Source organism: Humibacter soli, assembly GCF_054779035.1.
The window spans coordinates 657877-684756 of record NZ_BAAGYX010000002.1; the positions used below are offsets into that span (position 1 = coordinate 657877).

27 protein-coding genes, 1 tRNA gene and 1 pseudogene are annotated in these 26880 nt (G+C 68.0%); 19 read left to right on the forward strand and 10 right to left on the reverse strand.

All coding sequences use genetic code 11. The annotated features are described in order from the left end of the window. Positions 1–71: 71 nt before the first annotated feature. The 4 genes from ACYVDN_RS16260 (at position 72) to ACYVDN_RS16275 (ending at position 1850) form a co-directional block, all read left to right on the forward strand. Positions 72–341 (forward strand): type II toxin-antitoxin system Phd/YefM family antitoxin, encoded by a 270-nt coding sequence (locus ACYVDN_RS16260; protein ID WP_460573251.1) that lies wholly within the window; start codon positions 72–74, stop codon positions 339–341. Further along, entirely contained in the window at positions 338–724 is a 387-nt protein-coding gene (locus ACYVDN_RS16265; protein WP_460573252.1) for a type II toxin-antitoxin system VapC family toxin, read from the forward strand. Before ACYVDN_RS16260 ends, ACYVDN_RS16265 begins: the two co-directional genes overlap by 4 nt. 295 nt (positions 725–1019) lie before the next feature. Then, positions 1020–1550, forward strand: coding sequence for a hypothetical protein (locus ACYVDN_RS16270; RefSeq protein ID WP_460573253.1), 531 nt, complete (start codon positions 1020–1022; stop codon positions 1548–1550). A gap of 63 nt (positions 1551–1613) precedes the next feature. Then, positions 1614–1850 carry a hypothetical protein gene (locus ACYVDN_RS16275; RefSeq protein ID WP_460573255.1) on the forward strand — a complete coding sequence of 79 codons (237 nt, stop codon included), beginning with the start codon at positions 1614–1616 and terminating at the stop codon, positions 1848–1850. Between the two features lie 156 nt (positions 1851–2006). On the opposite strand, the gene ACYVDN_RS16280 is transcribed toward ACYVDN_RS16275, so the two are convergent. Further along, a complete protein-coding gene (locus ACYVDN_RS16280; protein WP_460573257.1) occupies positions 2007–2426 on the reverse strand; it encodes a PNPOx family protein in 420 nt (139 codons plus the stop codon). After that, positions 2423–3031, reverse strand: a complete 609-nt coding sequence (locus tag ACYVDN_RS16285) for a TetR/AcrR family transcriptional regulator (RefSeq protein ID WP_460573259.1) — start codon at positions 3029–3031, stop codon at positions 2423–2425. Before ACYVDN_RS16285 ends, ACYVDN_RS16280 begins: the two co-directional genes overlap by 4 nt. Positions 3032–3164: 133 nt before the next feature. Here ACYVDN_RS16285 and ACYVDN_RS16290 point away from each other — a divergent pair, with 133 nt between their 5' ends. Further along, positions 3165–5660 carry an MMPL family transporter gene (locus tag ACYVDN_RS16290; protein WP_460573261.1) on the forward strand — a complete coding sequence of 832 codons (2496 nt, stop codon included), beginning with the start codon at positions 3165–3167 and terminating at the stop codon, positions 5658–5660. A gap of 392 nt (positions 5661–6052) precedes the next feature. Here the strand turns inward: ACYVDN_RS16290 and ACYVDN_RS16295 are convergent, their stop codons facing one another. Continuing rightward, positions 6053–7018 carry a LacI family DNA-binding transcriptional regulator gene (locus ACYVDN_RS16295; RefSeq protein ID WP_460573263.1) on the reverse strand — a complete coding sequence of 322 codons (966 nt, stop codon included), beginning with the start codon at positions 7016–7018 and terminating at the stop codon, positions 6053–6055. Between the two features lie 171 nt (positions 7019–7189). Here ACYVDN_RS16295 and ACYVDN_RS16300 point away from each other — a divergent pair, with 171 nt between their 5' ends. After that, entirely contained in the window at positions 7190–9193 is a 2004-nt protein-coding gene (locus ACYVDN_RS16300) for an aldo/keto reductase (protein WP_460573265.1), read from the forward strand. 51 nt (positions 9194–9244) lie between these two features. Here the strand turns inward: ACYVDN_RS16300 and ACYVDN_RS16305 are convergent, their stop codons facing one another. Next, on the reverse strand, positions 9245–9448 hold the full coding sequence (locus ACYVDN_RS16305) for a DUF1918 domain-containing protein (RefSeq protein ID WP_460573267.1): 204 nt from the start codon (positions 9446–9448) through the stop codon (positions 9245–9247). 431 nt (positions 9449–9879) lie between these two features. Between ACYVDN_RS16305 and ACYVDN_RS16310 the strand changes: the two genes are divergently transcribed. Beyond that, positions 9880–10269 (forward strand): VOC family protein, encoded by a 390-nt coding sequence (locus tag ACYVDN_RS16310; protein WP_460573269.1) that lies wholly within the window; start codon positions 9880–9882, stop codon positions 10267–10269. Positions 10270–10444: 175 nt separating this feature from the next. On the opposite strand, the gene ACYVDN_RS16315 is transcribed toward ACYVDN_RS16310, so the two are convergent. Next, entirely contained in the window at positions 10445–12244 is a 1800-nt protein-coding gene (locus tag ACYVDN_RS16315) for a beta strand repeat-containing protein (protein WP_460573271.1), read from the reverse strand. A gap of 137 nt (positions 12245–12381) precedes the next feature. After that, a complete protein-coding gene (locus tag ACYVDN_RS16320; RefSeq protein ID WP_460573273.1) occupies positions 12382–13407 on the reverse strand; it encodes a hypothetical protein in 1026 nt (341 codons plus the stop codon). A 538-nt stretch (positions 13408–13945) separates the two neighbouring features. On the opposite strand from ACYVDN_RS16320, the gene ACYVDN_RS16325 reads away from it, so the two are divergent. The 3 genes from ACYVDN_RS16325 to ACYVDN_RS16335 are packed head-to-tail and all read left to right on the forward strand — an operon-like array spanning position 13946 to position 16019. Next, on the forward strand, positions 13946–14392 hold the full coding sequence (locus ACYVDN_RS16325; RefSeq protein ID WP_460573275.1) for an FAS1-like dehydratase domain-containing protein: 447 nt from the start codon (positions 13946–13948) through the stop codon (positions 14390–14392). Next, the gene (locus tag ACYVDN_RS16330; RefSeq protein ID WP_460573277.1) at positions 14392–14820 is read left to right on the forward strand and encodes a hotdog family protein; all 429 of its coding nucleotides are present in this window, start codon (positions 14392–14394) and stop codon (positions 14818–14820) included. Before ACYVDN_RS16325 ends, ACYVDN_RS16330 begins: the two co-directional genes overlap by 1 nt. Beyond that, entirely contained in the window at positions 14802–16019 is a 1218-nt protein-coding gene (locus ACYVDN_RS16335; RefSeq protein WP_460573279.1) for a UDP-N-acetylmuramate dehydrogenase, read from the forward strand. Before ACYVDN_RS16330 ends, ACYVDN_RS16335 begins: the two co-directional genes overlap by 19 nt. Before the next feature lie 255 nt (positions 16020–16274). Here the strand turns inward: ACYVDN_RS16335 and ACYVDN_RS16340 are convergent, their stop codons facing one another. Next, complete coding sequence (locus ACYVDN_RS16340) at positions 16275–16871, reverse strand: hypothetical protein (RefSeq protein WP_460573281.1); 597 nt, start codon at positions 16869–16871, stop codon at positions 16275–16277. 63 nt (positions 16872–16934) lie between these two features. After that, a complete protein-coding gene (locus tag ACYVDN_RS16345) occupies positions 16935–18506 on the reverse strand; it encodes a PspC domain-containing protein (RefSeq protein ID WP_460573283.1) in 1572 nt (523 codons plus the stop codon). 114 nt (positions 18507–18620) lie between these two features. Between ACYVDN_RS16345 and ACYVDN_RS16350 the strand changes: the two genes are divergently transcribed. The 8 genes from ACYVDN_RS16350 (at position 18621) to ACYVDN_RS16385 (ending at position 24128) form a co-directional block, all read left to right on the forward strand. Further along, on the forward strand, positions 18621–19865 hold the full coding sequence (locus ACYVDN_RS16350) for an ATP-binding protein (RefSeq protein WP_460573285.1): 1245 nt from the start codon (positions 18621–18623) through the stop codon (positions 19863–19865). After that, positions 19862–20542, forward strand: coding sequence for a transcriptional regulator (locus ACYVDN_RS16355; RefSeq protein ID WP_460573287.1), 681 nt, complete (start codon positions 19862–19864; stop codon positions 20540–20542). The genes ACYVDN_RS16350 and ACYVDN_RS16355 overlap by 4 nt, the downstream gene beginning before the upstream one ends. Before the next feature lie 265 nt (positions 20543–20807). Next, positions 20808–20880, forward strand: a tRNA-Trp gene (locus ACYVDN_RS16360). A gap of 39 nt (positions 20881–20919) precedes the next feature. Continuing rightward, the gene (secE, locus tag ACYVDN_RS16365) at positions 20920–21195 is read left to right on the forward strand and encodes a preprotein translocase subunit SecE (protein WP_460573289.1); all 276 of its coding nucleotides are present in this window, start codon (positions 20920–20922) and stop codon (positions 21193–21195) included. 84 nt (positions 21196–21279) lie between these two features. Continuing rightward, positions 21280–22281 carry a transcription termination/antitermination protein NusG gene (nusG, locus tag ACYVDN_RS16370; protein WP_460573291.1) on the forward strand — a complete coding sequence of 334 codons (1002 nt, stop codon included), beginning with the start codon at positions 21280–21282 and terminating at the stop codon, positions 22279–22281. A 150-nt stretch (positions 22282–22431) separates the two neighbouring features. Further along, positions 22432–22860 (forward strand): 50S ribosomal protein L11, encoded by a 429-nt coding sequence (gene rplK / locus ACYVDN_RS16375; protein WP_146322150.1) that lies wholly within the window; start codon positions 22432–22434, stop codon positions 22858–22860. A gap of 17 nt (positions 22861–22877) precedes the next feature. Beyond that, on the forward strand, positions 22878–23567 hold the full coding sequence (gene rplA / locus ACYVDN_RS16380) for a 50S ribosomal protein L1 (protein ID WP_460573294.1): 690 nt from the start codon (positions 22878–22880) through the stop codon (positions 23565–23567). Between the two features lie 216 nt (positions 23568–23783). Next, on the forward strand, positions 23784–24128 hold the full coding sequence (locus ACYVDN_RS16385) for an iron chaperone (RefSeq protein WP_460573296.1): 345 nt from the start codon (positions 23784–23786) through the stop codon (positions 24126–24128). A 123-nt stretch (positions 24129–24251) separates the two neighbouring features. Here ACYVDN_RS16385 and ACYVDN_RS16390 read toward each other — a convergent pair whose 3' ends face one another. After that, entirely contained in the window at positions 24252–25619 is a 1368-nt protein-coding gene (locus ACYVDN_RS16390) for an NAD-dependent succinate-semialdehyde dehydrogenase (RefSeq protein ID WP_460573298.1), read from the reverse strand. A gap of 177 nt (positions 25620–25796) precedes the next feature. Between ACYVDN_RS16390 and ACYVDN_RS16395 the strand changes: the two genes are divergently transcribed. Then, positions 25797–26519 (forward strand): tyrosine-protein phosphatase, encoded by a 723-nt coding sequence (locus ACYVDN_RS16395; protein ID WP_460573300.1) that lies wholly within the window; start codon positions 25797–25799, stop codon positions 26517–26519. Here the strand turns inward: ACYVDN_RS16395 and ACYVDN_RS16400 are convergent. Further along, a pseudogene (locus ACYVDN_RS16400) lies at positions 26514–26735 on the reverse strand (XRE family transcriptional regulator); the annotation flags it as partial. The gene ACYVDN_RS16395 and the pseudogene ACYVDN_RS16400 sit on opposite strands and share 6 nt — an antisense overlap. Between the last annotated feature and the right edge of the window lie 145 nt (positions 26736–26880).

The window sequence follows — 26880 nt, forward strand, 5'->3', positions numbered from 1 at the left end:
ATCTGTCCTATGACCAACGCAACATCGCAACTAGACTTAGTCCATCGGGTCTAGTCCACAGGAGAACACGCATGCGCACCGTGAATATCCACGACGCGAAGACTCACTTCTCACGCCTGGTCGACGCTGCGACGAGTGGAGAGGTGATCGTGATCGCCAAGGCGGGCATCCCTGTGGCGAAGCTCACTCGTCTGGATGCGCCAACGACGCCTGCGAGACGGACGGGGTTCCTCGAGGGCGCCGCAACGATCCCAGATGACTTCGACACGCTGATGCAGGATGAGATCGTCGCGATGTTCGAACGTACGGAGTCGGTGGGAAACCACGAAGGCGCGTCGTGAAGCTCCTGCTCGACACACACATCCTGCTCTGGGCGGCGTACTCGCCCGACCGCCTCAGTAACGCCGCCAGAAAGCTGCTCGACGACGAGCTGAACGAGTTGGTGTTCAGCGCAGCATCGATGTGGGAGGTGGCGATCAAGGCGGGGCTCGGTCGTCCCTCATTCGACGTCGCACCCTCCGTGTTGAGGCGAGGACTCATCGAAGCGGGCTACTTCGAGCTCGACATCACAAGCGCGCACGCCGTCGCGGTCGGCGAGCTGCCGCCTATCCACGGCGATCCGTTCGATCGGATGCTCGTCGCTCAGGCACGCGTCGAAGGATTCACCCTGCTCACCTCGGACAAACGCGTCGCCGAGTACGGGCCGCCGAGTCGCCTCATCTGAGCCCCGCCTCTGCGCTTTGCCCGGATTTCGGACATTCGCCGCGCCGCGCCGCGTAGGGGTCGTCCGCACCGGTGTGTCACCGCAAATCTCCGAAATCCGGCTGGGTGCGATGAGCGGCCTCCATCCGGCCGATGAACGAAGGCCGATGAACGAAGGCCCGATGAACGAAGGCCCGATGAACGAAGGCCCGATGAACGAAGGCCCGATGAACGAAGGCCCGATGAGCGAGGGCCGATGAACGAGGGCCGATGAACGAAGGGCCGATGAGCGAGGGCCGATGGGTGAGGATGGTGCGGTGAGTTACGACGCCGACGAGAGCATCGTCGAATATCAGGCGCGGCGCGTGCGGCTCGTGACCAATGCTCGCTTTGAGTCGTTCGTCGAGGCATTCGAGCAGGCCGTCCCCGAGCTGACCGACGAGGATGCCCTTGCCCGGCTCAGTGACGACGACGATTGGTCCGGGTTTGTGCGAGGGCTGAGCTGGGAAGCGCCCAGCGGCTTCGTCCGCGTCTGGTCCTCGCGACCCGGCGAGCTCATGCGGTTTGCGGGGAGCGGCACGCCGAGTGCCGTGTGGCTCGTCCAGAACCACGGCGTCACTGCACGGCTGTTCCGGCACGATCCGAGCGCCATGCTCTACTCGCCGATCCGCATCGAGGCGCACGCAGCGGCGCCGGCCGGAACCGTCGTGAGCTTCGATGTTCCGAGCGTTCAGATGCGCGGATTCGACATCAACAAGATCACGCAGGCCGGCGCGGAGCTCGACCGTGCGCTCGGCGACCTGATCGAGGACCTCGGGCTGCCCAGGCCGAGCGCACTGCGTCGATAGGTGTCCTGGCGTCACGATGACGTGGCGCCGAGGCGCCTCGAACGACCGTATGATTCGAGCACGATGCTTGAGAACTTCCAGCCCCAGTTCGGCACCCAGATCGTCGTGGTCAAGAACGTGCCGTACACCCTTGTGCAGACGGATCCCGACGATCCGTGGAGCATCATGCGCGGTGAGACGCTGATCGGTTCGCTCTACCGACCGGATGGCGGCGGCTGGGCCGTCTGGCCGATGCTGGACGCCTGCACGTACATCCCCCGCGCCGCGACTCCCGGCGAAGCGCTGCGGCAAGCCCTCTAGTAGCCCGCGTCGAGGATGGGCGCGTCCCGCCGTGGGTTGAGGAGCACCGCGGAGCGGCGCGTCTCGAAACCTTGACGTGCGCTGGCGGGCGGGTTTCGAGACGCGCGCTTCGCGTGCTCCTCAACCAGCGGTGCTCCTCAGCCAGCGGGGGAGAGACTAGCGGCGGCGAAGCGCGATCATCGGGATGACTCGCGTCGTGCGCTTCTCGTAGTCGAGGAACCCGGGATTCAACGCGGTGAACTCTGCCCATGCCTCGTCGCGGGTCGCGCCGGTGAGGTTGTCGGCGCGCACGTCGACGGTGCCGGCATCCGGGGTCTCGATACTGATGTCGGGGTGGGCGAGGAGGTTGTGGTACCAGGCAGGATTCTCCGGCGCACCCGCCTTCGAGGCCGCGACGAGCCAGGTGTCTGCATCGAGACGCATGCCGCGCACGGGAGTGACTCGCGCCGTGCCGCTCTTCGCGCCGATGTGATGCATCAGCACGAGGCCGTCGCCGAACCCGTTGGTCTTGACCGTGCCGCCGTTGGCGCGGAACTCATCGATGATCGGCTGGTTGAAGTTGTCGTATCCGCTCACGTTCTTGTCCTCTTTCCAGGCACGGTCATGCTGCGTTCGGGTTGTTGTTCGGTCCACGCGCCACCCGGTCCGAGCAGCACGCGCCAGAGCCAGTCTGCAACGGTTTCCACGGGTGGGCGCGGGTCGCGTTCGAGCCACGCGCGCACGACGCCGAGCGCGGATCCGGTGATGCCGGCGGCGACGACGTCGATCGGTACGCCCTCGAATGCGGGAACGACGGTTCGGCTGATGCCCTCTGTGGCGAGACGCTCGATACGGTCGCGCATCCTGGCCGTTGCGAGGGCCGAACCGTGGTCGCCGAGCACCCGCCGATAGAGGAGATCGTTCTGCTCGATGTGGTGCAGATAGGCGAAGAGCTCCTTCGGCGGACCTGACACCGGCGCCGTGATCTCCAGCAGAAGGCTGCCCGCCTCTTCGACGGCCTCGTCGAGGGCATCCGCGAGCAGCACGTCCTTGTCGGCGTAATGCTGATAGAAGCTGCTGCGGTTCACGCCGGCGCGATCGGCGATGTCGGCGACCGTGATCTCGTCGAGGCTGCGCTCGCGGCCGAGCTCGAGCAGTGCGTCTTGCAGGCTCCTGCGGGTACGAGTGATCCGGGCATCCATGCAGGGGATTCTGTCACGGAGCACCGCGTTGGCTGTGAGTTCTGCGACATTTGGCGGTTATCCAACAGGTGTCGGATAGCGTGGTGGACGGCTCGAGGGTGCGCCGCATCCCACCACTCGAAAGGGCACGTCGTTGGCCAATCTGCTGAGCCGTCTCGGTCTCTTCTCCACTCGTCGTCCCTGGACCGTGCTCGTCGGCTGGCTCGCCGTTCTCGCGCTCGCGGGTGCCGCGTTCCTGGCTTTCGGCGGCACGCTTGCCACGAGCTTCAACATCCCGGGCACCGCCACGTCGAAGGTCACCACCCAGTTGCAGAAGCAGCTCGATCAGACCGGTGGCGCGACGGGAACGGTCACGTTCCAGACATCCAATGGCGCACAGCTCAGCGAGGCCCAGAAGTCGCAGATCTCGGCGCTCCTGAAGTCCGTGGGGACGCTCAAGGGCGTCGACTCGGTCGTCGACCCGTTCACCACGACGGCCCAGCGGGATGCCCAGGCGACGAAGCTCGCAGACGGCAAAGCCCAGCTCGAGACCGGGCAGCAGCAGATCGACGCCGGGCGCGCACAGCTCCAAGCCGGGCAGCAGCAGCTCGACGCGGCCATCGCCCAGGCGAAGGCCGCCGGAGCCTACGACCAGGCGGCCGCACAGTTCCAGGCCCAGCAGCAGCAATTGGATGCCGGCACGTCACAGCTCGATGCCTCGCAGACCAAGCTCGACGCCTCGAAGACGCAGTTGACAGCAGGCCAGCAGCTCCTCGATGACTCGGCAGCCATCCGCACGGTCTCGAAGGACGGCACGACGGCGATCGGCCTCGTGCAGTTCAAAGACACGCTCTTCAATCTGTCCGACTCCGTGAAGTCGTCGGTGGCGTCGAAGTTGGATGCCGCACACATCGACGGCGTAGATGTCAACTACTCCTCCGAGATCGCCACCTCGGTCTCCGGCATCATCGGACCGGGTGAGGTGACCGGTGTCGTCATCGCGCTGATCGTGCTCGTGCTGATGCTGCGCGCACTGCGTCCCGCGCTGATGCCGCTGGTGTCGTCGCTGATCGGCGTGGGCGTCGGAGTCGCGGGCTCGATGGCGTTCTCCGGCGTCGTCGACATGTCGTCCGTCACGCCGGTGCTCGGCGTCATGCTCGGGCTGGCGGTGGGAATCGACTACTCCCTCTTCATCATCAACCGCCACCGACGGCAGGTTCTCGCCGGCATGGACATCCGCGAGTCCATCGGACTGGCGAACGGTACGGCGGGCAACGCCGTCGTGTTCGCAGGTGCCACGGTGCTCGTCGCGCTGCTGGCGCTCAACATCACGGGCATCCAGTTCCTCGGTGTCATGGGCACGGTCGGCGCCGTCTGCGTGCTGATCGCCGTGCTGATCGCCGTCTCGCTGACCCCTGCGCTACTCGCCATGCTGGGCAAGCACGTGCTCGGACGCAGGGCGCGCGCCAAGATCGGACACGAGGAGCACCAGGCTCAGGTCGTGCGTCCGATGCGCACCGGGCGGGCCATCCTCACCGTCGTCGCGGCCGTCGTCGGTCTGCTCATCGTCGCGCTCCCCGCGTTGACGATGCGCCTCGGACTGCCGGATGGCTCGACCGAGTCGACGACCTCGACCCAGTACCGCGCCTACATGACGGTCGCCGACAAGTTCGGTGCGGGCATCAACGGCCCGCTCATCGTCACCGCCACTCTGCCGAACGCGGTGAGCGCCGACGACGTCACGACCACCCAGGCGAAGATCTCCGGGGAGCTCATGAAGAACTCCGACGTCGTCGCTGTCGCACCGATCGGTACCTCGGATGCCCGCGACTTCATGGCGTTCGAGGTCGTGCCGAAGGACGGGCCGAGCAGCGCGTCGACTGAGACTCTCGTGCATGACCTGCGTGGGTCATCCACTCTCTCGGGCGGAGTCGAGGTCGGAGTCGCGGGGCAGGCGAGTGCGAACATCGACGTCTCGGAGATCCTCGCGAACGTGCTGCCGCTGTATCTCGCGGTCGTGATCGGCCTGTCGCTGATCATCATGATCGTCGTCTTCCGGTCGCTGCTCGTTCCGCTCATCGCCACCGGCGGCTACGTGCTGTCTCTGTTCGCGGCGTTCGGAGCCATGACCGCGGTGTACCAGTGGGGATGGCTGAGCGGGGTCTTCGGCGTGCACGATCCCGGTCCGGTGCTGAGCTTCGCGCCGATCATCGTGATGGGCGTGCTCTTCGGGCTCGCGATGGACTACCAGCTGTTCCTCGTCTCCGGAATGCGTGAGGCCTACGTACACGGGCTGCCCGCACGGGCGGCTGTCGTCTCGGGCGTGCGTGCAGGTCGAGCCGTGGTGACGGCGGCGGCGATCATCATGATCTCGGTCTTCGGCGGCTTCGTGTTCTCCGAGCTCGCCATGGTGCGACCGCTCGGCTTCGGCCTCGCCGCAGGCGTGCTGTTCGACGCGTTCGTCGTGCGGATGCTGCTCGTGCCCGGGCTCATGCACCTGTTCGGCAAGGCCGCGTGGTGGCTGCCGAAGTGGCTGAACCGCATCATCCCCGATGTGGATGTCGAGGGAGCCGCCCTCGAGCGTACGCACCAGATCCACGGTGTCGCCGCCCCCGAGGCGCCCAAGCCCGAGGTCGTCGCCCCAGTCTGAGCCGGTGGGAGTCGGGCTTCGGCCCCGACTGTCCCGTCATCCGCCCCGGTCGACCCCACACGGTCGACCCCGGTCGCCCGCGCCGGTTCGCCCGACCTCTCCGACCGACCCGGCTCGCCCGACCGACGCTATTGCGCCATTTGCGCGCAATAGCGCCAGCCAGAAGGGCGCAATAGTGCGCAAATGGCGCTGTTGCGGGCGGGTGGCCAGATCGGATGACTGGCCGGATGATCGGGGCCGGATGATTGGGGCCGGATGATTGGGACCGGATGATCGGGGCCGGGTGACCGGGCGGGATTGCGTGCCGGGTGACCGGGCGGGATGACTGGGCTGGGTGACCGGGCCGGATGACCGGGCCGGGTGACCGGGCGGGACGACGTGCCGACCCGGGCTCACGCCGACTCGCGCAGGACCAAGGTGTGGTCGACGGTTCGGTGGAGATCATCCCGGCGCCCGGCGAGCAGGGCCTCGGCCAGTTCGAGCGCGCGGTCGGCGAGCTCCGGCATGTCGACGGCGAGGGTCGTGAGCTCCGGGGTGACAAGGGTGCCGATGTCGAGGCCGTCGATGCCGACGACGGCGACATCCTGCGGAATGTGGATGCCCGCCATGGCGAACCCCTTCAGCGCGCCGACCGCGAGGACGTCGTTGAAGCACAACACGGCGTCGAAACCGGTCGGACCATCGGCAAGGGCTGCCGCCGCAGCGACCCCACCCCGATGAGTGACGGGCGCATGCATTCGGACGACCGGCTCGAGCCCGTGCTCGGCCAGCACCCGTCCGAGCACGGACATGCGCATCGACGGCCCCTGGTCCGCGTCGATCACCGCGATGCGCCGGCGTCCGGTCGAGAGCAGGTGGGCGACGACATCCCTCATGCCTCGCTCGTAGTCGAACCGAACCCACGCTCCCTCGTGCACGGGGTCATCCGCGAGCAGCACCGTCGGTGTGCGCACGTCGATCGCCGACCGGTGCTCGTTGGGGAGGTGCCCGATCAGAGCGTCGACCCGGTCGGCGACGGATGCTACGCGCTCGGCACCGCCGTGCCCGCTGAGGTCGACCATGAAGAGGCCCCACTCCCTGGCGGCCGCCCGGCGTGAGAGCTCCGATGCGAGCTCCGGGTAATAGGGATTCCGCAGATCGCCGACGACGAATCCGATGGTGACGTCGCGCCCACGAACGAGACGCTGAGCCGCGCGATTGGGTCGATAGTGCAGGGCTTCGGCAGCATCCATCACCCGTTGCCGCGTGGCAGGACTGACATCGGCCATGTCGTTGAGCGCCCTGGTGACGGTCTGCCGCGACACCCCGGCGGCCGCCGCGACGTCGTTGATCGTCGGCAGCTTCTGGGCAATTGCCATGGGACGAATCGTACTGATAAAGTCGCAAACCGTGAACGTTCACGGCTCGGATGCCCCACAGGCCCCGAAACGCGGTCGATACGAGAACACGAGGGGCCGCTGGCCCGTTCTTCTACCGGGTTCCAACCGGCGTTCGCCCAAGACGATCGATGACGACGAAAGGTAGGCCGCATGGCCGAGGCACTCCAGCACGTGCGATGGGGAATCGTGGGACCGGGCGGCATCGCCCACCGCTTCGCGGAGCAGCTGCCGCACAGCCGAACCGGCGAGCTCGTCGCGGTCGCCAGCAGGAACGTCGACCGGGCGCGCGCGTTCGCGGCCGAGTTCGAGTCCACGCCTGGTGCCATCCGCGTGCACGAGTCGTATGACGCGCTGTTCGCCGACCCCGCGATCGACGCCGTCTACATCGCGACCGTGCACACGGAGCACGTGCGGCTGACCATCCAGGCGCTCGAGGCCGGCAAGCACGTCATCTGCGAGAAGCCGCTCTCGATCGATCACGCCGGCGCGATGGTCGTCGTCGAAGCGGCCCGCCGCAGCGGACGGTACTTCGCCGAGGGCTTCATGTACCGCTTCCACCCCCAGATCGCGTTGCTCGCCCAGCTCATCGCCGACGGTGCGATCGGCGAGGTGCAGCACGTGGATGCCTCGTTCGCATTCCGAACTGATGCCCCCGCCGAGCACCGGCTGCTCAACCCGGAGCTCGCAGGGGGAGGCATCCTCGACGTCGGCGGTTACTCGATGTCCTCGGCCCGTCTCGTCGCCGGAGCAGCCACCGGGACCCGTTTCGCCGAGCCCGTCTCCCTGACCGCGAACGGCACGATCGGGGAGTCCGGGGTCGACGAGTGGACGACGGCATCCGTCGTCTTCGCCTCCGGGATCACCGCGCACCTCACCTGCGGCGTGCGGGTGCAAGACGACAACCGCATCGTCGTGTCCGGCTCGCGAGGGCGCATCATCCTGCCTGAGCCGTGGGTGCCCAGCACGGAGGAGCCGACCGTGGTCGAGGTTCGCAGGACGGATGCCGCACCCGAGGTCATCCGCCTCGAGCCCGCATGGCAGTACGCGCTGCAGGCGGATGCCGTCGCCGAGCACGCTGCGGATGGCCAGAGCCCCGAGGTGAGCTGGGCCGACACCCTCGGCAACGCACGCGGGCTCGACCGGTGGCGCGAGGCGATCGGGCTGCGCTACCCGTTCGAGGTCGAGACGGCGAACATCCCGCCGTACAGCGGCAAGCCGCCGGTGCGCCGGTCGGATGCCCCGATGCGGTACGGCCGCATCCCCGGCCTCGACAAGGACGTGTCGCGCCTCGTCATGGGCGTCGACAACCAGACCACTCTCGGTCACGCCTCCGCGATGTTCGACGACTTCATCGAGCGCGGCGGCAACGCGTTCGACACTGCTTACATCTACGGCGGCGGCCTGATGGAGCGCCTGCTCGGACGCTGGGTGGCGAACCGAGGCGTTCGGGATGACGTGGTCATCGTCGGCAAGGGTGCGCACACTCCGCACTGCGACCCCGAGTCGATCGTTCGGCAGCTCGACGAGACCCTCGACAGGCTGCAGACCGACCATGTCGACCTCTACCTGATGCATCGCGACAACCCGGACATCCCGGTCGGCGAATTCGTCGACGTGCTCGACGAGCAGGCGCGGGCGGGCCGCATTCGCGTCTTCGGCGGCTCGAACTGGTCGATCGCGCGCTTCGAGGAGGCGCAGGCCTACGCGGACGCGAACGGCAAGCAGCGCTTCTCGGTGCTCAGCGATCACTTCGGTCTGGCGCACGCGCTGGACGTTCCGTGGGCGGGATGCCGTCACGTCACCGACGTCGCGGACCGCGAGTGGCTGGAGCGGACCGGCACCACGCTGCTGCCCTGGTCGTCGCAGGCCCGCGGGTTCTTCGCCCGTGCGGATCGGGATGACACCTCCGACGCCGAACTCGTGCGCTGCTACTACAGCGACGACAACTTCGAGCGTCTGGCCAGAACGCGTGAGCTGGCATCCGAGCTGGGGGTCGCCCCGACCGCGATCGCCCTCGCTTACGTGCTCGCGCAGTCGTTCCCGACGTTCCCGCTGATCGGACCGCGCAGCATCGAAGAGACGCGCACCTCGCTCGCGGGGCTCGACATCGAGCTCTCCCAGGACCAGGTGCGCTGGCTCGACCTGCGCAGCTGAGGTTCGATCGCCGTGCCGTCGAGGGGGAGACCTCTCGGCGGTGCGGCGAACTCAACCGGCGGACGTGTTCGAGGCGGGATGCTCCACAGTGGCATCCGTTCCCGGATACACGAGCATCTCGTGCCCATCGTCGAACCGCACAAGGTAGGGCGGTGATCCGTCTGCACCTCGTACCTCGACGATCTCGCCGTGTCGATCCGGCGTCTCGACCGTCACTCCGCGAATGACGATGCGCTCGCCCGTTTGTGCACGCATGGCCACCATCTCCTTTGACGACCATTCCAGGTTACGTCCCACGAACTGGGGTACGCAGGACGGCACCTATACCTTCGACAAGTCTTGACAGTCTCTCGTGGTGAGAGGAACCTTTTTCTTGGGTCGCTCATAGCTCTCCGTGGGGGCGGCGAGCTGGCGGCCCGTTTGAAAACTCGCCCGCTTACCCCATTTCTCCCGATGAGCCGGAATACCGGCCCATCGGGTGTTTTGGTTAATGCGCCACCCACACCACGCACTCATCTCACCCTCCGCCGCTCACTCCACATCACGTGCTCGCCACTTGTTGTCGTATCCCCGCGTGGGATGCCGCGCAAAGTGGCGACGACTTGGTGGTCGGGTCGTGGAGAGGTGGCGGATGTCGGTTGTCAAACCCCATGACAGGCGCGCCATGGCGGACATAGGGTGAAGCCATGTTCAGTGCGATCGATTCCTTCAGCGGATTCAGCGTCGACGACCTTGCGCGCGCACGGGAGTTCTACCGCGACACTCTGGGACTCGCGGTCGAGTCGGAGGGTGACATGGGCATCCGTCTCACGCTGCCGGGCGGGGGCGAGGTCTTCGTCTATGCGAAACCGGACCACAGCCCCGCGTCGTTCACGATCCTGAACTTCGTCGTCGACGACATCGAGGCGTCCGTGGACGAGCTCAATGCCGCCGGCGTCGTCACGAAGATCTACGACAACGCGGAGTTCCCGACCGATGCGAAGGGCATCGCGCGTCCGAACAACCCCGAGTGGGGCCCGGACATCGCGTGGTTCCGCGACCCGGCGGGCAACGTGCTGTCGGTCATCCAGGCCTGACGCGCCGACTCCTCCTCGTGGGCTGAGGAGCACGCCGAAGGCGCGCCCTCGTGGGTTGAGGAGCACGCCGAAGGCGCGCCCCCGTGGGTTGAGGAGCACGCCGAAGGCGCGCGTCTCGAAACCCGTACGCCATCCGACGCCGGGCTTCGAGACGCGCGCACCTACGCGGCCTTAGTTACGACCGCACGGAACGACGCGTGAACAGCAGCGCGCCTAGGCCCCCCAGTAGCGCCAGCACCGCGGCACCGATGACGCCGAAAACGTTCGATCCGGTGTCGGCCAGGGCATGGGGATCCGCGATGGATGCCGATGCCGAGACCCCGCTCACGGCGTGAGTGACCACCGTGGGCTGAATGGTGCTGGCCGGCTCGGTGGAGCCAGTGGTGCCCGTGGTGCCGGTGGGTCCGGTCGGTCCCGTGGGGCCGGTCGGTCCCGTAGGCCCGGTCGGCCCAGTGGGGCCCGTCGGGCCGCTCGGGTCGCCCGGAACCGAGGTGTCCGAACCCGTCGTCGTCGAGTCGCCGAGCACGCTGATCGCGTCTCCTCCGACCGTGACCGGGAGCGCCACTCCGATCGGCGCCAGCAGCCCGCTGGCCAGTCCGCCGTTTCCGGTCGTGCTGTCACTGGAGCCCGTTGCAGGGTCACCGGCGGCGGTGTTCGCTCCGGTGCTGGTGGAGTCGCCTGCGACGCTGATCGCGTCGCCGCCGACGGTCACCGGGATGCCGGCGCCGATGGGTGCCAGCAGTCCGCTCGCCACGCCCCCGTTACCGGTGGTGCTGTCGCCCGAGCCGGCTGAAGAGCCCGCTGCGGGGTCGCCCGCGGTGGTGTTCGCCCCGGTGCTGGTGGAGTCGCCTGCGACGCTGATCGCATCGCCGCCGACCGTCACGGGCGCGCTCGCCCCGATCGGTGCCAGCAGTCCGCCGAGCACACTGTTGTCACCGCTGGTGGTGCCGCCCGACGTGCCCGCCGAGCCGCTGGTGTTGCCCGTCGAACCGGTGTCCGCGCCCGTGCTGGTGGAGTCGCCGACCACGCTGATCGCGTCGCCGCCGACCGTCACAGGTGCGCTGGCACCGACATCCGCGAGCGCTCCGCTGAGAACGCCGCCGGTACCACTCGTGGTGCCTCCGGAGCCGCCGCTCGAGCTGGTGCCCGTCGCCCCGCCGGCGCCCCCGCTATCCGAGGTCGTCGTCGTGGCGGCATCCGTGGAACCGGAGTCACCGAGGGCACTGATGGCGTTCCCGCTCACCGTGATCGGCGCGTTGACGCCGATCGGCAGCAGCAGACCGCCGAGCAGCGCGTCGCTTCCCGTGGTGGATGTCGGGGTGGCGGCGGTTGTCGGGCTCGCGGCGCCGGACGAGGTGTCCGACGTACCGGATGTCGAGTCGCCCACCGCGCTGATCCCATTGCCGCTCACCGTGATGGGTGCGTTCACCGTTACCGGGGCCACCAGGCCGCCGAGCACGCTGTCGCTACCGCTGCTCGTCGCGCCGGTAGAGCTCCCCGACGTCGACCCGGAGGTCGACGGCTGTGGTGAGGCGGAGGTGGTGGCATCCGAGCTCGTCGAGCTTCCGGCGACGCTCACCGCGTTGCCGGACACCGTGACGGGTACCGAGACCGTCCCTCCGACGACACCACCAGAGGCGATGCCGTTGTCTCCCGACGTCGTCGCTGCCGGTGCCGACGGGGTCGTCGCCGCCGGTGCAGTCGTGGTCGAGGTGTCAGCAGGTGCGGCCGGAGCAGCCGGCGTCGACGGCGTGGACGAGGTCGCCGCGCTCGAGAGCGCATCGCCGAGTCCGCTGACCGCGTCGCCGACGACGGAGACGGGTGCACTGAGATTGATGCCGAGCACATCGCCGGAGCCAGCTCCGTCGGTGCCGCTCGTGGAGGGCTGGGCGGCGTTGGCCGCACCGATTCCCGCCAGTGAAAGGCCGCCGAGGATGACCGTGAACCACAGTCCCCTCGACACGATCTTGTTCATGATTGTCAACTCCTGATCGAGCGGTTGGTCGCTTCCGGGCGTAGGTCACCGCGGAAGGCTGAGGTCACTTCTTCCGTCCGGTGGCGCGGCGCATCGCGAAAGGATGCCGTGCCGCGGCAGGACGGAGCGGACCCCGCTCAGTCAGGTGTCGAGTCGGTCTCGTATGCAGGAATGGTCGGAAGGTCGTCGTCAGCCGGCGCGCCCACCAGGGCGACGGACGGCGCCTGAGCGCCGACGCTCGAAGGCAGATTCGCGACGGACCCAGCGCCGCCGGGACCGCTCCCAGAACCCGAGCCCGGACCCGACCCGGATATCGCAGGCGCACTTTGACCCGGAGAACCGGGGGAGGGCGCATTCGGAGTCGCGGGCATCCCAGCCCCGCCTGGCGTCGCGCCGCCGAACGACGAGGAGACAGATGCCTGCCACGACGACCAGAAGTCAGTGAGGACGAGTGATGCCGCGTTCGTGTCAGCCGTCGTCGACTCGATGGTCGCGACCACCGAAACTTCGCCGGACCCGCCAGGAGCTGTGGGCGTCACGCCGACGGACGGCGTGGAGGGCGGCGTCGGCTGGGATGTCACCGGAGGAGGTCCGAGGACCGTTCCGGTCGTCTGTGCCGCCGAGCCGAGCACGGAGTCGACCGCTCCCGCCACCGGGGCGGTCACCGCTGAGACCGGGCCGACTGTCGAGCTCAGCGCACCGCCGACGACGGGAACGGAGCCGACGAGCTGATCGACGGCTCCGGCGACCGGGGCGACGGTCTTGGTGACCGAGACCGACTGCACGACCGAGGTGACCGTGCTCGCGACGGGCTGAGTGACGTGCTGAACCGGAGCGGGCAGAGCCTGCGCAACCGGGGCGACGGCGGACGAGACCGCATGGGTCACGGTGCTGACGGTGCTCTCGACCGGAGCCGTGACCGCGCCGACGAGCGACCCGACAGAGCCGAGCACGGAGCTCGAGGCAGGAGCCGCTGGGGTCGGCGGAGCAGGATTCGACGCGGCCGGAGCAGAGCTCGACGGCGACGTCGGGGAGGGCTGGTCGGCCGACGCGGAGAGGGCGCCGAACGCGAGTCCGAGCAGCACGAGGCCACCGGCGACACCGAGCCCGCACAGCAGCAGGCGCAGCACAGCCGATGGCGTGCGTGCTTCCAGCCGGTCCATGTCCCCCCTAGTACGTGAACCTGCCCTGACTCTAAACCCGATCGATTCCGTTGGGAAGATCGTGTCGCGACACGCCGGTCGCTGGATGTCGCAGGAGAGGTTTTCGAGTGTGTGAACCAGGCCGACTTCCGCGCGATGTCGGGGGTTCCGCGTAGCCTCGAGTCGAGAGGGTGGATTTTTCTCGAACCACAACATCTAGTGGAATGACAATCGTGTGATTCACGTTATATAGTGGGTGAACACCGCGCGGAACACCTCAGCCGTAAGCACGAGGGGGTTGGTTGCGGCGGGTGGATGGAGCACCGATCCGATCCATCCGAAGGTTCCGATCAGGGATTTATTTGGGGAGGTCATCATGGATGAGAACGAGAACGTCGGCGGCTACGCAGTACCCGTTGACCCGATGGACCTTCTGCAGTGCGATAGCTGCCAGTAGGCAGTCTGCACTGACAGACAGACGAAGAAGAGCCCTCCGGCGGATGCCGGGGGGCTCTTCTCGTTCGGGGGTCGCCATGTGGTCATCCCTAGAATGAAGTGCGTGGCAGTGAACCCCGCGATCCAGGGCCGGACGTACCCGCCGGTCGACGCTTATCTCGTAGGGCGAGAGAAGGTGCGGGAGTTCGCGCGCGCCGTGTTCGCGACGAACCCGATCCACTTCGAGGTGGATGCCGCACGTGCGGCGGGTCACGCAGACGTGGTCGCGCCACCGACGTTCCCGGTCGTGGTGCAGGAAGGCACGCTCGCGCAGTTGCTCGGCGACCCGGAGGCCGGCATCGACTTCGGGCGCGTGGTGCACGGCGACCAGCGCTTCGAGTATTCCCGGCCGGTGGTGGCGGGAGACGAACTGACTGCCCACCTCACCGTGACGTCGGTGAAGTCGCTCGGCGGCAACTCCATGGTCACCGCGACCACGGTGATCGACGATGCGGCGGGCGAACATGTCGTCACCGCAACGTCCACGCTCGTGGTGAGGGGAGAGGACTGATGACCACGATTCCGACCATCGACTCCCTGACCGTCGGCGACGAGGTGGCGAGCGCTCAGCACCTCATCACCCGTGACTCGCTCGTGCGCTACGCGGGGGCATCAGGCGACTTCAACGCCATCCACTACCGCGACGACATCGCCGAGTTCGTCGGCCTCCCGGGAGTGCTCGCGCACGGGATGCTCACCATGGGCATCGCCTCGCAGGCCGTCGTCGACTGGGTGGGCGACCCGGCGCGCGTCGTCGACTACCAGGTGCGCTTCACCCGTCCCGTCGTCGTCGACCGCAACGACGGCGCGACCCTCGACGTGACGGCCAAGGTCGCGTCGATCGACGCGGACGCCGGTCGTGTGCGCATCGACATCACGGCGAGCGCCGCAGGGCAGACGGTGCTCGGCAAGGCGCAGGCGTGGGTGTCCTTGGCGTGACCGGTGTGGGAGCAACGGATGTCACGCCGACGTTCGCGCAACTGACGACCATGCGGGTCGGCGGCCCGGCACAGCATCTCGAGAGGGCGCAGACCGAGGACGACCTCATTGCCATCGCGCGGGACGCTTATGCGAGCGGCGACGACGTGCTGCTGCTCGGTGGCGGATCGAACACGATCGTGTGCGACGACGGGTTCGACGGCACGGTCATCCAGATCGCGACGCGTGGCGTGGAGCGTATCGAGTCCGATGGTCCAGGCCGGCAGGACGCCGTGCGGCTTCGCGTGCAGGCCGGCGAGTCGTGGGACGGGCTGGTGGCGCTGGCGGTTCGCAACAGGTGGGCCGGGATCGAGGCGTTGTCGGGCATCCCCGGCAGCGTCGGCGCGGCGCCTGTGCAGAACATCGGCGCCTACGGCCAGGAGTTCTCGTCGGTGCTCGTCGCCGTCGACTTTCTCGACGCGGCCGACGGAGACGTGCGCCGGATGACCGCGTCGGACCTCGAGCTCGGCTATCGCACCTCCGTGTTGAAGCGCGGGCTGCAGGGAGTCGTGGTCGCTGTCGAGATCGAGCTCGAGCAGCGTCCGGATGTCGGGGCTGCCCTCAGCGAGCCCGTCGCGTACGCCCAGCTGGCCAACGCCCTTGCGGTCGACGTCGGCACGCAGGTGTCGCTCGGCGAGGTCCGGCGCACTGTGCTGTCACTGCGGGAGTCGAAGGGGATGGTGCTCGATCCGGACGACCCCGACTCGGTCAGCGCCGGCTCGTTCTTCACGAATCCGATCGTGTCGACGCATTTCGCACACACGCTTCCGGCGGATGCCCCGCGGTGGCCGCTCGTCGCGGAAGAGCCCGACCTGGTCGCGCCCCTCGACGCGTCGCGCGCAGAGGAGAGCCAGGTGGTCGGGCTGATGGCGGATGCCGCCGTCGACCGCGAGCGCCGCAGAGCGTATGCCGAGTCGGCCGGACCGGGCGTGAAGCTGAGCGCGGCGTGGCTGATCGAGCAGGCGGGCATCCATCGTGGATTCGCCTTGCCGGGATCGGGCGCGGCCATCTCGAGCAAGCACACCCTGGCGATCACGAACCGAGGCGGGGCATCCGCCTATGAAGTGGCACAGCTCGCGTCATACGTGCAGGGAAGGGTGCAGGCCGAGTTCGGAGTTCTGCTGCACCCCGAGCCCGTGCTGGTCGGCCTCGAGCTCTAGGTGTGCCTTCCCGGTGGGTTGAGGAGCAACGCGCAGCGCGGGTCTTCTCGTGGTTTGAGGAGCTCGCGAAGCGCGCGTCTTCCTCGTGGGTTGAGGAGCACCGCGCAGCGGAGCGTCTCGAAACCCGGCCTCCCCGAAGCATGCGGGTTTCGAGACGCGCGCGACTGCGTCGCGTGCTCCTCAACCCACGGTGAGGGCGTGCTCCTCAACCCACGGTGAGGGCGTGCTTGTCAACCCACGGTGAGGGCGTGCTCCTCAACCGGCGGTGGGGAAGGAGCGGGCCCGGCGCTGGGCTCGACGGATCGCCGAGAGCAGCGCGAGCAGCAGGATGAACGCGCCGACGGCGACCACCACGATGACCGTGATCGTGCCCGGCGTAAGGGATGACGCCCAGTGCGCGAACGCCACGGCGTTGCCCGGCACGGTGGTCAGGGTGAGCATCAGCGCGGAGAACGCGAGCACGATGAGTCCCCACGCGATCGCGCCGGATCGCACGCGGGGCCGCGGCACGCCCTCGAGAGCGGTCGCGTAGCGGTTGGCGTCGACGGGCGCCCCGGGGTCGGGGTGCGACTGTGAGGTGCTCCTGAACCACGCGGTGCCGTTGGGCGGTGTGGATGCCGGACCGCTGTTCTGCTCACCCTGCGGAGTGTCATCGATGTGCAGGGTGGGAGTCGGGTCATCCGGCTGCACGGTCGGCGATGTGATGTCGAGGCGCTCGGTGTCGGCCACGTCGTCGAGTTGTCTGGTGACGGCAACGTCGTCGAGGCGCTCGGTGGGCGTCGTGTCTGCGTGCTGCTCCGTCGGCGTCGCGTCGTCGGCGGGCGTCGGCTTCTCGTTCTCGTTCTCGTTCACGTGAGTGGTCCTTTCACAGCAAGTTGGTCAGGTCGTCGATCGCAGGATGGGACTGCGCGCGTCTCATTCGTGGAACCCGTCGACCTGGTAGATCGTCACGGCTCCTGCGCCCTGGTCGATGTGGACCTTCACGGTCGGAGAGCTGTTGCCGAAGGAGTAGAGGTGGGAGTTCGACTCGCCGGCGGAGAGCGAGGTGGAGCTCGTTTCTCCGTCGGGCTTGACGACGTTGACGGTGCTGCCCGATGCGTGCTGGACGACGTCGATGCTGGCGTCGGCGTTGGTGTCGAGCCAGATGCTGACCGACCCGGCGTTCTGTACCACGTCTGCGGTGTGGTGCTGCGAGTCATCCGGGTAGCTGAGCTCGACGTGCCCGACCGGCTGATAGATCGAGACGGTACGGGAGTTGCTGTAGCTGACATACGGCCAGACGACGGCGTGGTCGCGTGGCGGGAGCGCCGCGCACAGCGTGCCGACGATCAGCAGGATCGAGACGAAGCCCAGGAATCCGCTCCTGCGGCGGAGTGCGCCGGCGAGCACCATCGACGCGCCCACCACGGCGGTTGCGACGGCGAGTCCGATCGTGAGCGCGTATGGCTCGGCGAGGGAGCCGAGCGCGATGGCCGACGAGATGCCGCCAAGTACGATCGCGAGGCCCAGGGCGATGCCCACGTAGGCGGCACTGGTGCGAGGGTTGGCCGCCTTGCGGCGACGGCGGGCCAGCTCGGACTCGACCGCGAGCGTCTGGGCTTGCGCCCTGATCTCGGCCGAACGCTGCTGCTTGATCGCGCGAGCGTCGGCGGCCTGCTGGGCGTTCCAGGCGGCGTACTCGGCGCGCCAGGCATCCTGTCGCGCGCGCCAGTCGGCGACGTCGTCCTGCTCAGAGGTGGGCTGACCCGATCCAGAGCCGGAACCCGGGGTGCCGGACCCGCCGGCATCCGTCGTTTGATCGGGAAGAGTCGATGCCGGGGCGGCGCTCGCGGAAGCCGAATGCGCGGCGCCGCCACCGGCATCCGTCGGTGAAGTCGTTGTCGACGTGGTCGAGGCCGGCGGATAGGTCGGTCCGGCGGCCGTCGCGGGTTGCGCAGGCGGGATGCGCCCGCTGCGCGCCGCCCAGATCACGAAGGCCACGATGAGTCCGATGATCAGCAGAGCCCAGAGCACGCGGCCGACGGAGGCGAACCAGGAGAGGCCGCCCCAGAACTGGGCGCCCGCCCACCAGAATCCCTGCGCGAACGGCAGGAACGAGAACAGCGCCAGCACGATGATGCCGATCATCGCGGGCTCGAAGTGCCCCCTGATCAGGCGTTCGAGGTGGATGTCGCCGCTCGCGTCCGGCAGCAGCAGCCACGCGGCTGCGTAGAGCAGGAACGCAGGGCCGCCGAGGATGGCCACCACGATCGCGATGCCGCGCACGATGATCGGGTCGATGCCGAGTCGGGCGGCGACCCCGCCGCAGACACCGCCCATCCAGCCGTTCTGACGGATGATGCCGAGGCTGCGGATCCACCCGAAGAAGCGGGCGGAACTCGCGGAGGCGCCGCTGGTCGTGGCGCTGGGCGCCGGGCCGGGCATCCCGGTTCCGGCTCCCGTCGGGCCAGGCTGCTGGCTGGATGACTGCGTGGTGTCTTCAGGCATGTTTCGATCGTGCCCGACCCACTGCGCGGTCCGCGATGGGGGATCACCCTGATCGACCCCTGAGATGTTCCCATGGATATGCCAGGGGATCAGGTCGGATGATTGGATTCCTGTATGTCGTCCCCCTCTGCCGGCGCTCCTGGGAACCCGCGGGTGCCCGGAGACACGCGATCGCCCTTGCGCCCGCAGCGCCCGCCGCTGCTGCGTCCGCGCGAGTGCGTGCTGGGCGGCGTGTGCGCGGGAATGGCCGGCCACCTCGGGTGGCGGGTCGAGACGGTCAGGTGGTTGGCGGTCGCGCTCGCGCTGTGCGGCGGGGCGGGCATCCTTCTCTATGCCTGGCTCTGGGCGATGACGCCACTCGAGCCCGCCGAACCCGGCACGCTGGGCGTCACACGTCGCCGCCTGCCGGTGCCGTGGCTGTTGTTCGGCGCCGCTGTACTGCTCGGGATGCTCGTGTTCGGCCTCGGCGCCGGATTCCGTTCCGGCGTGGTCGCCGCCGCCACCCTGCTTCCGGTCGTCACGGGCGTGATCGTGTGCGGGGCAGGTGCCGTGGCGTGGGATCAGCTCGTCGACGAGTCGGCTCCGCGCGGAGAGACCGCGGCGCGCTGGCTGCGCACGGCAAGCGGGGCGGTGTTGGTCGCGGTGGGCATCCTCGGCCCGTTGGCCTGGGGGAGTGCCGCGCCCGGCTGGTCGTGGCTGCTGTTCATGGGGAGCCTGCTCGCTGGTGTCGTGGTGCTCGCCGGCCCGTGGGCTCTGCGGCTCTGGCGGGAGCTGATCGCCGAGCGCACGAAGCGGGTGCGGGAGGAGGAGCGCGCCGAGCTGGCGGCCCACCTGCACGATTCGGTACTGCAGACGCTGGCGCTCATCCAGACCCGTGCCGGCGCATCCAGCGAGGTCGCGAGGTTGGCTCGGGCTCAGGAACGCGAGCTGCGCGAGTGGCTGTACTCGGGAGAGCAGCGGGTCGACAGCGACCTGGTGAGCGACCTGAAGGAGACGGCCGCGGCGCTCGAGCTGGACTATGCGGTGCGCTTCGACGTGGTCGGAGTCGGCACGACGAGCGAGCGGTCGACGGGCGAGATGGCGGCCGCTGCCCGCGAGGCGATGCTCAATGCTGCGCGGCACGCCGGCGGCGACGTCAGCGTGTACGTCGAGGGTGCGGATGGCTCTGTGGACGTCTTCGTGCGCGACAGGGGTCCCGGATTCGCGTTGGACGAGGTGCCCGGAGACCGCATGGGTGTGCGAGAGTCGATCCTGGGGCGCATGCGCAGGGCAGGAGGCTCAGCCTCCGTCGGGCCGGGCGCCGGTGGTGAGGGCACCGAGGTGCGACTGCATCTCGAGCGAGCAGGGGAGCAAGCGTGACCGCGAGCGAGGGCGGCGCGACCGGGGCGGAGGTGACCGTCGTCATCGTCGACGACCACTCGATCTTCCGCTCGGGGCTGCGGGCAGACCTTGGCGCGGGCATCCGCGTGATCGGTGAAGCGGATGCCGTCGACTCCGCCGTCGAGACCGTCACGTCTCTCGGACCCGACGTGGTGCTTCTCGATGTGCACCTCCCTGGCGGAGCGGGCGGCGGGGGTGCCGAGGTCGTGCGCCGCGCGGCAGCGGCGGTGCCGCACACGAGGTTCCTCGCGCTGAGTGTGTCGGACTCCGCGGAGGACGTTGTTGCGGTCATCCGTGCCGGCGCTCGCGGCTACATCACCAAGGGCAGCTCGGGCGTCGACGTCACCAAGGCGGTGCTCGCCGTCGCAGGCGGGGACGCCGTGTTCTCACCGAGGCTCGCCGGGTTCGTGCTCGATGCGTTCGGAGCGGCATCCGGCGAGCAAGCGGAGAGCGTCGATGAGCTGGACCGCCTCACCGGCAGGGAGCGCGAGGTGATGCGGCTGATCGCCCGCGGATACTCCTACAAGGAGGTCGCGACCGAGCTCTTCATCTCGGTGAAGACCGTGGAGACGCACGTCTCAGCCGTGCTCCGCAAGCTGCAGTTGTCGTCCCGGCACGAGCTGACCGCCTGGGCCCTGGCCCGTCGACTGCTGTGACGTGCCCGCCCGCCCGGCTACTGCGCCATTTGCGCTCTATAGCGCCAGCAGGAGTGGCGCAATAGAGCGCAAATGGCGCGGTAGCGAGCGAGGGGAACGCCGCTTTGCGGAAGATGGGGCGGCTCGCCTACACTTGACCGAGGTTGTTGAAGTCAGCCAAGCTTTTCTGCGCCCATTTTGAATGGTCGGGAGGGTGAGGCATCACGGCGCGAACTCCCGGCGAAAGCGGTACTTGCCAGGGTAGGGTCGTGTGATTTCTTCCCGAAGGGCGGTGGCTCAATTGGTAGAGCAGCGGTCTCCAAAACCGCAGGTTGCAGGTTCGAGTCCTGTCCGCCCTGCAAGTCGGTGCTCTGGCTCCGACCCACGAAAGGTATGAGGTGGCGCGGAAAGTTATCGACGAGCCCAGTGAGGATGTCGTCGCCAACGCCAAGAAGGAGCGGGCAGCCAAGCGCAACCCCTTCTCTCGGATCGCCCTGTTCATCCGACAGGTCTTCGGGGAACTGAGGAAGGTCGTCACCCCCACGCGCAGGGAGCTGTTCAGCTACACCGGCGTGGTGCTGGTCTTCGTGATCATCATGATGGCGCTCGTCTACGGGCTCGATCAGCTGTTCAGCTGGTTGGTCATCCTGGTCTTCGGTACACCGGGGGCCTGACACCGAACGGCTTCGGGCGAGTGGCCCGGATGAGCCGGCGGGCACGCCGTGACGCGTACAACAGGAATGGATTGGTAACAGCAAGTGTCTGAACGAGAGCGCGACGACGTCGATTGGGCGACCGCTGCCGAGCAGGCTGCGGGCGATGACGAGGCACAGGAGGGCAACGAGCTCGCCGCCGAGGAGCGATCGTCGGACGCCGCCGAGCGCGAGGCCCTGCACGTGACCGACGCCGACGGGAACGACATCGATCTGGATGCCGTGCTCGACGCGATCGCCGAGACGGCCGACCCCGAGGCTGACGCCGTCGTTGACGACGCCCTCGAGATCGACGACGCTGACGAGGCCGAAGCGGCCTTCGAGGCGATCGAAGACGAAGAAGAGGTCGACGGCGCAGCTGACGAAGCCGCGGATGACGCATCCGGCGCCGACTCCGATGGCGACGACACCGAAGAAGACGTCGAGGTCGACCCGTACGACGAGTTCAAGCGGGAACTGCGTTACCTGCCGGGCAAGTGGTACGTCATCCACTCCTACGCCGGCTTCGAGCGTCGCGTGAAGCAGAACCTCGCCAACCGCACCAACACCATGGGCATGGAAGATTACATCTACCAGGTCGAGGTGCCGATGGAAGACGTGGTCGAGATCAAGAACGGCCAGCGCAAGATGGTCAACCGCGTGCGCATCCCCGGCTACGTGCTGGTGCGCATGGATCTCAACGAAGACAGCTGGTCGGTCGTGCGCCACACCCCTGGCGTGACCGGGTTCGTCGGCAACGCGCACAACCCGACGCCGCTGCGCTTCGACGAAGCGTTCAACATGCTCAAGTCGCTCGTGCAGGTCGAGCCGGTCGCCACGGGCAAGGCCGCAGCAGGCAAGGGTGCGAAGGCCGCGACGCGTGTCGCGCCCATCGAGGTGGACTTCGAGATCGGCGAGACCATCACGATCAAGGAAGGTTCGTTCGCGGGCCTGCCCGGTTCGATCAGCGAGATCAAGCCGGAGAGCGGCAAGCTCACCGTGCTGGTCTCCCTCTTCGAGCGCGAGACCCCGGTCGAGCTCAGTTTCGACCAGGTCAACAAGCAGTGACGCTGCTGATGAGCACCAGGCAACCGTCAGTGCGCATCAGGTAACATAGAGCGGCCGGTCCGCCTCTGGATCGGACATCCCCACCACTCCCAGGGTTCGCCTGGCTGTGGAAGCGCGCCCCGGATGGGGCGCTCGAACCGAAGGAAACACATGGCACCGAAGAAGAAGGTCACAGGTCTGATCAAGCTTCAGATCAAGGCCGGCGCCGCCAACCCCGCCCCGCCGATCGGCCCGGCGCTGGGTCAGCACGGCGTCAACATCATGGAGTTCTGCAAGGCGTACAACGCGGCGACCGAGTCGCAGCGCGGCAACGTCATCCCGGTGGAGATCACCGTCTACGAGGACCGTTCGTTCACGTTCATCCTCAAGACCCCGCCGGCCGCAGAGCTCATCAAGAAGGCCGCTGGCGTGGCCAAGGGTTCCGGCGTTCCGCACACCACCAAGGTCGGCAAGCTGACCGCTGCGCAGGTGCGTGAGATCGCCGAGGCGAAGATGGTCGACCTCAACGCGAACGACCTCGACGCGGCATCCAAGATCATCGCGGGCACCGCCCGCTCCATGGGCATCACGGTCGAGTAGGAAAGGTAGGACCAGACATGGCACAGAAGTCCAAGGCCTACCGGGCCGCTGTCTCGAAGATCGAGGACGGCAAGTTCTACACCCCCGACGAGGCTGTCGCGCTTGCGCGCGAGACCGGATCGACGAAGTTCAACTCGACCGTCGAGGTTGCGCTCAAGCTGGGCGTCGACCCGCGTAAGGCCGACCAGATGGTGCGTGGCACCGTCATCCTGCCGCACGGCACGGGCAAGACGGCCCGCGTCATCGTGTTCGCGACTGGCCCCGCCGCCGAGGCCGCGATCGCTGCCGGCGCCGACGAGGTCGGTGGCGACGAGCTCATCGAGCGCGTGGCGGGCGGCTGGACCGATTTCGACTCCGCCGTCTCCACCCCGGAACTCATGGGCAAGGTCGGTCGTCTCGGAAAGGTGCTGGGCCCCCGTGGTCTCATGCCCAACCCGAAGACCGGCACCGTGACGCCGGACGTGGCGAAGGCCGTCTCCGACATCAAGGGCGGAAAGATCGAGTTCCGCGTCGACAAGCACGCCAACGTGCACTTCGTCGTCGGCAAGGCCGGCTTCACGCCGGAGCAGCTCTCCGAGAACATCAAGACCGCGCTCGACGAGGTCGTTCGGCTCAAGCCGTCGGCCGCCAAGGGTCGCTACATCCAGAAGGGCGCCGTGTCGACCACGTTCGGCCCCGGCATTCCGCTGGACGTCAACTCCATCTGAGTTGTTCGGTGCGCCGGCCCGCGTCCGGCGCACCGCAGTCGGCAAGGCGCGTGGTTGCGTTCCGGCGGCGATCAAGTCGCCGCCTTGTGGAGCGTGTCGAGTTTTGATGTGTTGCGTTTCGAGGGCCCCGTTCGGTTCATCCGGACGGGGCCTTCGTCATGTCTGTCGCGTGGATACTCTCGCGCTCGATGGCTTGGGGCGTGTAGACACGAGGGCATGGGCGAGGTCACCGAGTACTACGAGACGCTGCCGCCTGATGTGCGGGAGCTGTTCGACGGCATCCGACAACGGGCTCTGGAGCTCGTGCCAGACGCCGTCGAGGGCCGCAGCTACGGGATGCCCGCTCTGCTGCTCAGCGGCAAGGGTCTGATCTCCACGATGCAGACCAAGGCCCATCTCGCGATCTACCCGTTCAGCGGGCGGATCGTCAGTGCCGTCGCAGATCGGCTGGACGGATTCTCGCTCTCCAGCGGCGCCATCCGGTTCAGCACCGAGCGACCCATCCCGGCGGACGTGCTCGACGATGTCATCCTGCTGCGCGCCGCCGAGATCGAGGGATGACCGCGATGAGCGGTGCAGGTAGCACCACTACAGCGCCACTTGCGCGCTATTGCGCCCGTTGAGGTGGCGCAATAAGACGCAAATGGCGCTGTAGCAGTGCGGCCCAGCGGAGTCGCGGCGCGCTCAGGCGACCCGGATCAGCTTCTTGTTGACGAACTCGTCGGCGCCGAGGCGCCCCATCTCGCGACCCGTGCCGGAGCGCTTCACGCCGCCGAACGGCAGTTCGACGCCGTCCGCGAGGGTGAGGTTCACGAACACCATGCCGGCCTCGATCTGGTTGGCGACACGTTCCGCCTGCTCCGGATCCGTCGTGTAGACGTAGGAGCCGAGGCCGAACGGGATGTCGTTGGCCTTGGCAACGGCATCCGCCTCGTCCGCCGCCCGGTATACCGAGGCGACCGGGCCGAAGAACTCCTCGTGGCGCGACGGGTTGTCGGCCGCGATGTCGGTGAGCACGATCGGGGCGAAGAAGTTGCCGCGGCGTTCGCCGGTCGCGTGTGCCGTCGCGCCGTTCGCGACCGCGCGGTCGAGCTGAGCCTGCAGGCGCTCGGCTGCCGCGGTGCTAGAGAGGGGACCGAGCACGCTGTCGCCCGAGGTCGGGTCGCTGGGCTGCGACTCCGCGAGCTTGGCCGTGAGCTTGTCGACGAACGCGTCGTAGAGGTCGTCGACCACGATGAACCGCTTGGCGGCGTTGCACGACTGACCCGAGTTGTCGAGGCGAGCAGCGGCAGCGTCTTCGACGACCTTGTCGAGGTCATCCGTCGACAGCAGGATGAACGGGTCGGAGCCACCCAGCTCCAGCACGACCTTCTTGAGGTTACGGCCGGCGATCTCGGCGACGGCCGCACCTGCACGCTCTGAGCCGGTGAGGGAGACGCCCTGAACGCGCGGGTCGGCGATGACGTCTTCGATCTGCTCGTTCGTGGCGTAGATGTTGACGTAGGCGCCGTCGGGGAATCCAGCGTCGTCGAAGATCTGCTGGATCGCAGCGGCGGACTCAGGGCACTGCGGTGCGTGCTTGAGCAGGATCGCGTTGCCGATGATGAGGTTCGGTCCGGCGAAGCGCGCCACCTGGTAGTAGGGGAAGTTCCACGGCATGATGCCCAGAAGCACGCCGAGCGGGTTGCGGCGGATGATCGCGCTGCCCTCTCCTGCGAGCAGGGTGATCGGCTCGTCCTTGAGCACGTCGGGGGAGGTGTCGGCGTAGTAGCGGTAGATGTCGGCGGCGAAGTCGACCTCGCCGTATGCCTGCTCGAGCGGCTTGCCCATCTCGCGCACGATGATGGCGGCGAGCTCGTCGCGGCGCTCGCTGTGCAGGTCCCCGACCTTGCGGATGAGCTCAGCACGCTCGGCCGGCGTCGTGGTGCGACCCCAGCCGCGATAGGCGGAATCAGCACGTGCGAGTGCGTCGCCGAGTTCGGCATCCGTGATCGTCGGGTATTCCTTGATCGTCTCCCCGGTGGCCGGGTCGACGACTGCGTAGTAGCTCATGTGAGCCCCTTCTTGTCTCGTGGCGGCCGCCGTGGCGTCCGTCGATGCACGCGTGCAGCCAGCCTAGGATGAATCGCCATCACGAGGCCGCCCGCGTGGCACGGTTTGTGCGGCGGTGCACCTACGAGCACGCAATCTGTGGCGGCCCGTGCTCAAAGGGGCCCATAGACTGCGCGGGTGAGAACGCTCGCGTGGGACGGCTACTTCAACGTGCGCGACCTCGGCGGGCTGCCCACCCCGCTGTCGGCGACGGGCGCGACCGCGTACGGCCGCGTCGCCCGAGGTCCGCGACGGGAGTGGATGACCGCGAAGGGCTGGATGGATGCCCGAGCCTGGGGTCTGAAGTCCGTGGTCGACCTGCGCGGCGAGGATGAGGCAGGGCGACGTGAGCACGATCCGGATGTTCCACACGACGCCTTCGGTCGGGTGACGATCACCAATGCGCCCACCGAGGATCAGGACGATCCCGAGTTCCGGCGCTGGTGCTTACCGCTTCTCGACTCACCGGAGTACTGGCAGCACAATTGGCGGATCCAGCCGGAGCTGGTGCGCGGCGCCCTCGAAGCGATCGCGGCATCCGAGCCCGGAGTTCTCGTGCACTGCAGTGCCGGCCGGGACCGCACGGGGATGATCTCGACGATCCTTCTCGGCAACGCGGGGGTCGACCCGCAGGTCGTCGCCGACGATTACGCGGCATCCGTTCGCATCATGGCCGGAGCCGCCCACCACGGGCCGACGGCCGACCGGCAAGCGACGTGGTCGACGGCTCAGGTGGACGAGTGGCTGGCGGCCAAGGTGCCGATCGTGCGGGATGCCGCCGCAGGGGTGCATGCCGTGCTCGACGGGCTCGGGGTCGGCGGGGAGACGCGGGCGATGCTGCGCGAGTTGCTCGTGGTGTAGTCGGCGGGTCCGACCTCTCGCCCCGCAACGCCTCGTCGCGAGGTTGGTGAAGCGATGCGCCGCCGTCTCATATGACACGGCGAAGGCGTCGCGCAGGTCTTCCATCGAGATGCGGCGCATGCTCTTCGTTTCGGTGAGCAACTGCACGGCATCCTTCTCGGGCAGCAGGATGGCGGCGGTCAGGTACTTCGTCTCGACGCGTTGGCGCAGAAAGTCGACCGTCCCACCACCCGCACCCGCCGAACCACCACCTTCGCGCCGAACCACCACCGAAGCCGCGCCGATTTCTGGGTGGCTCGGCGACAAGGTGGTGGCTCGGCGAAGGAGGGGTGGCACGGCGCCGCGGGCGGAGCGGCGCCGG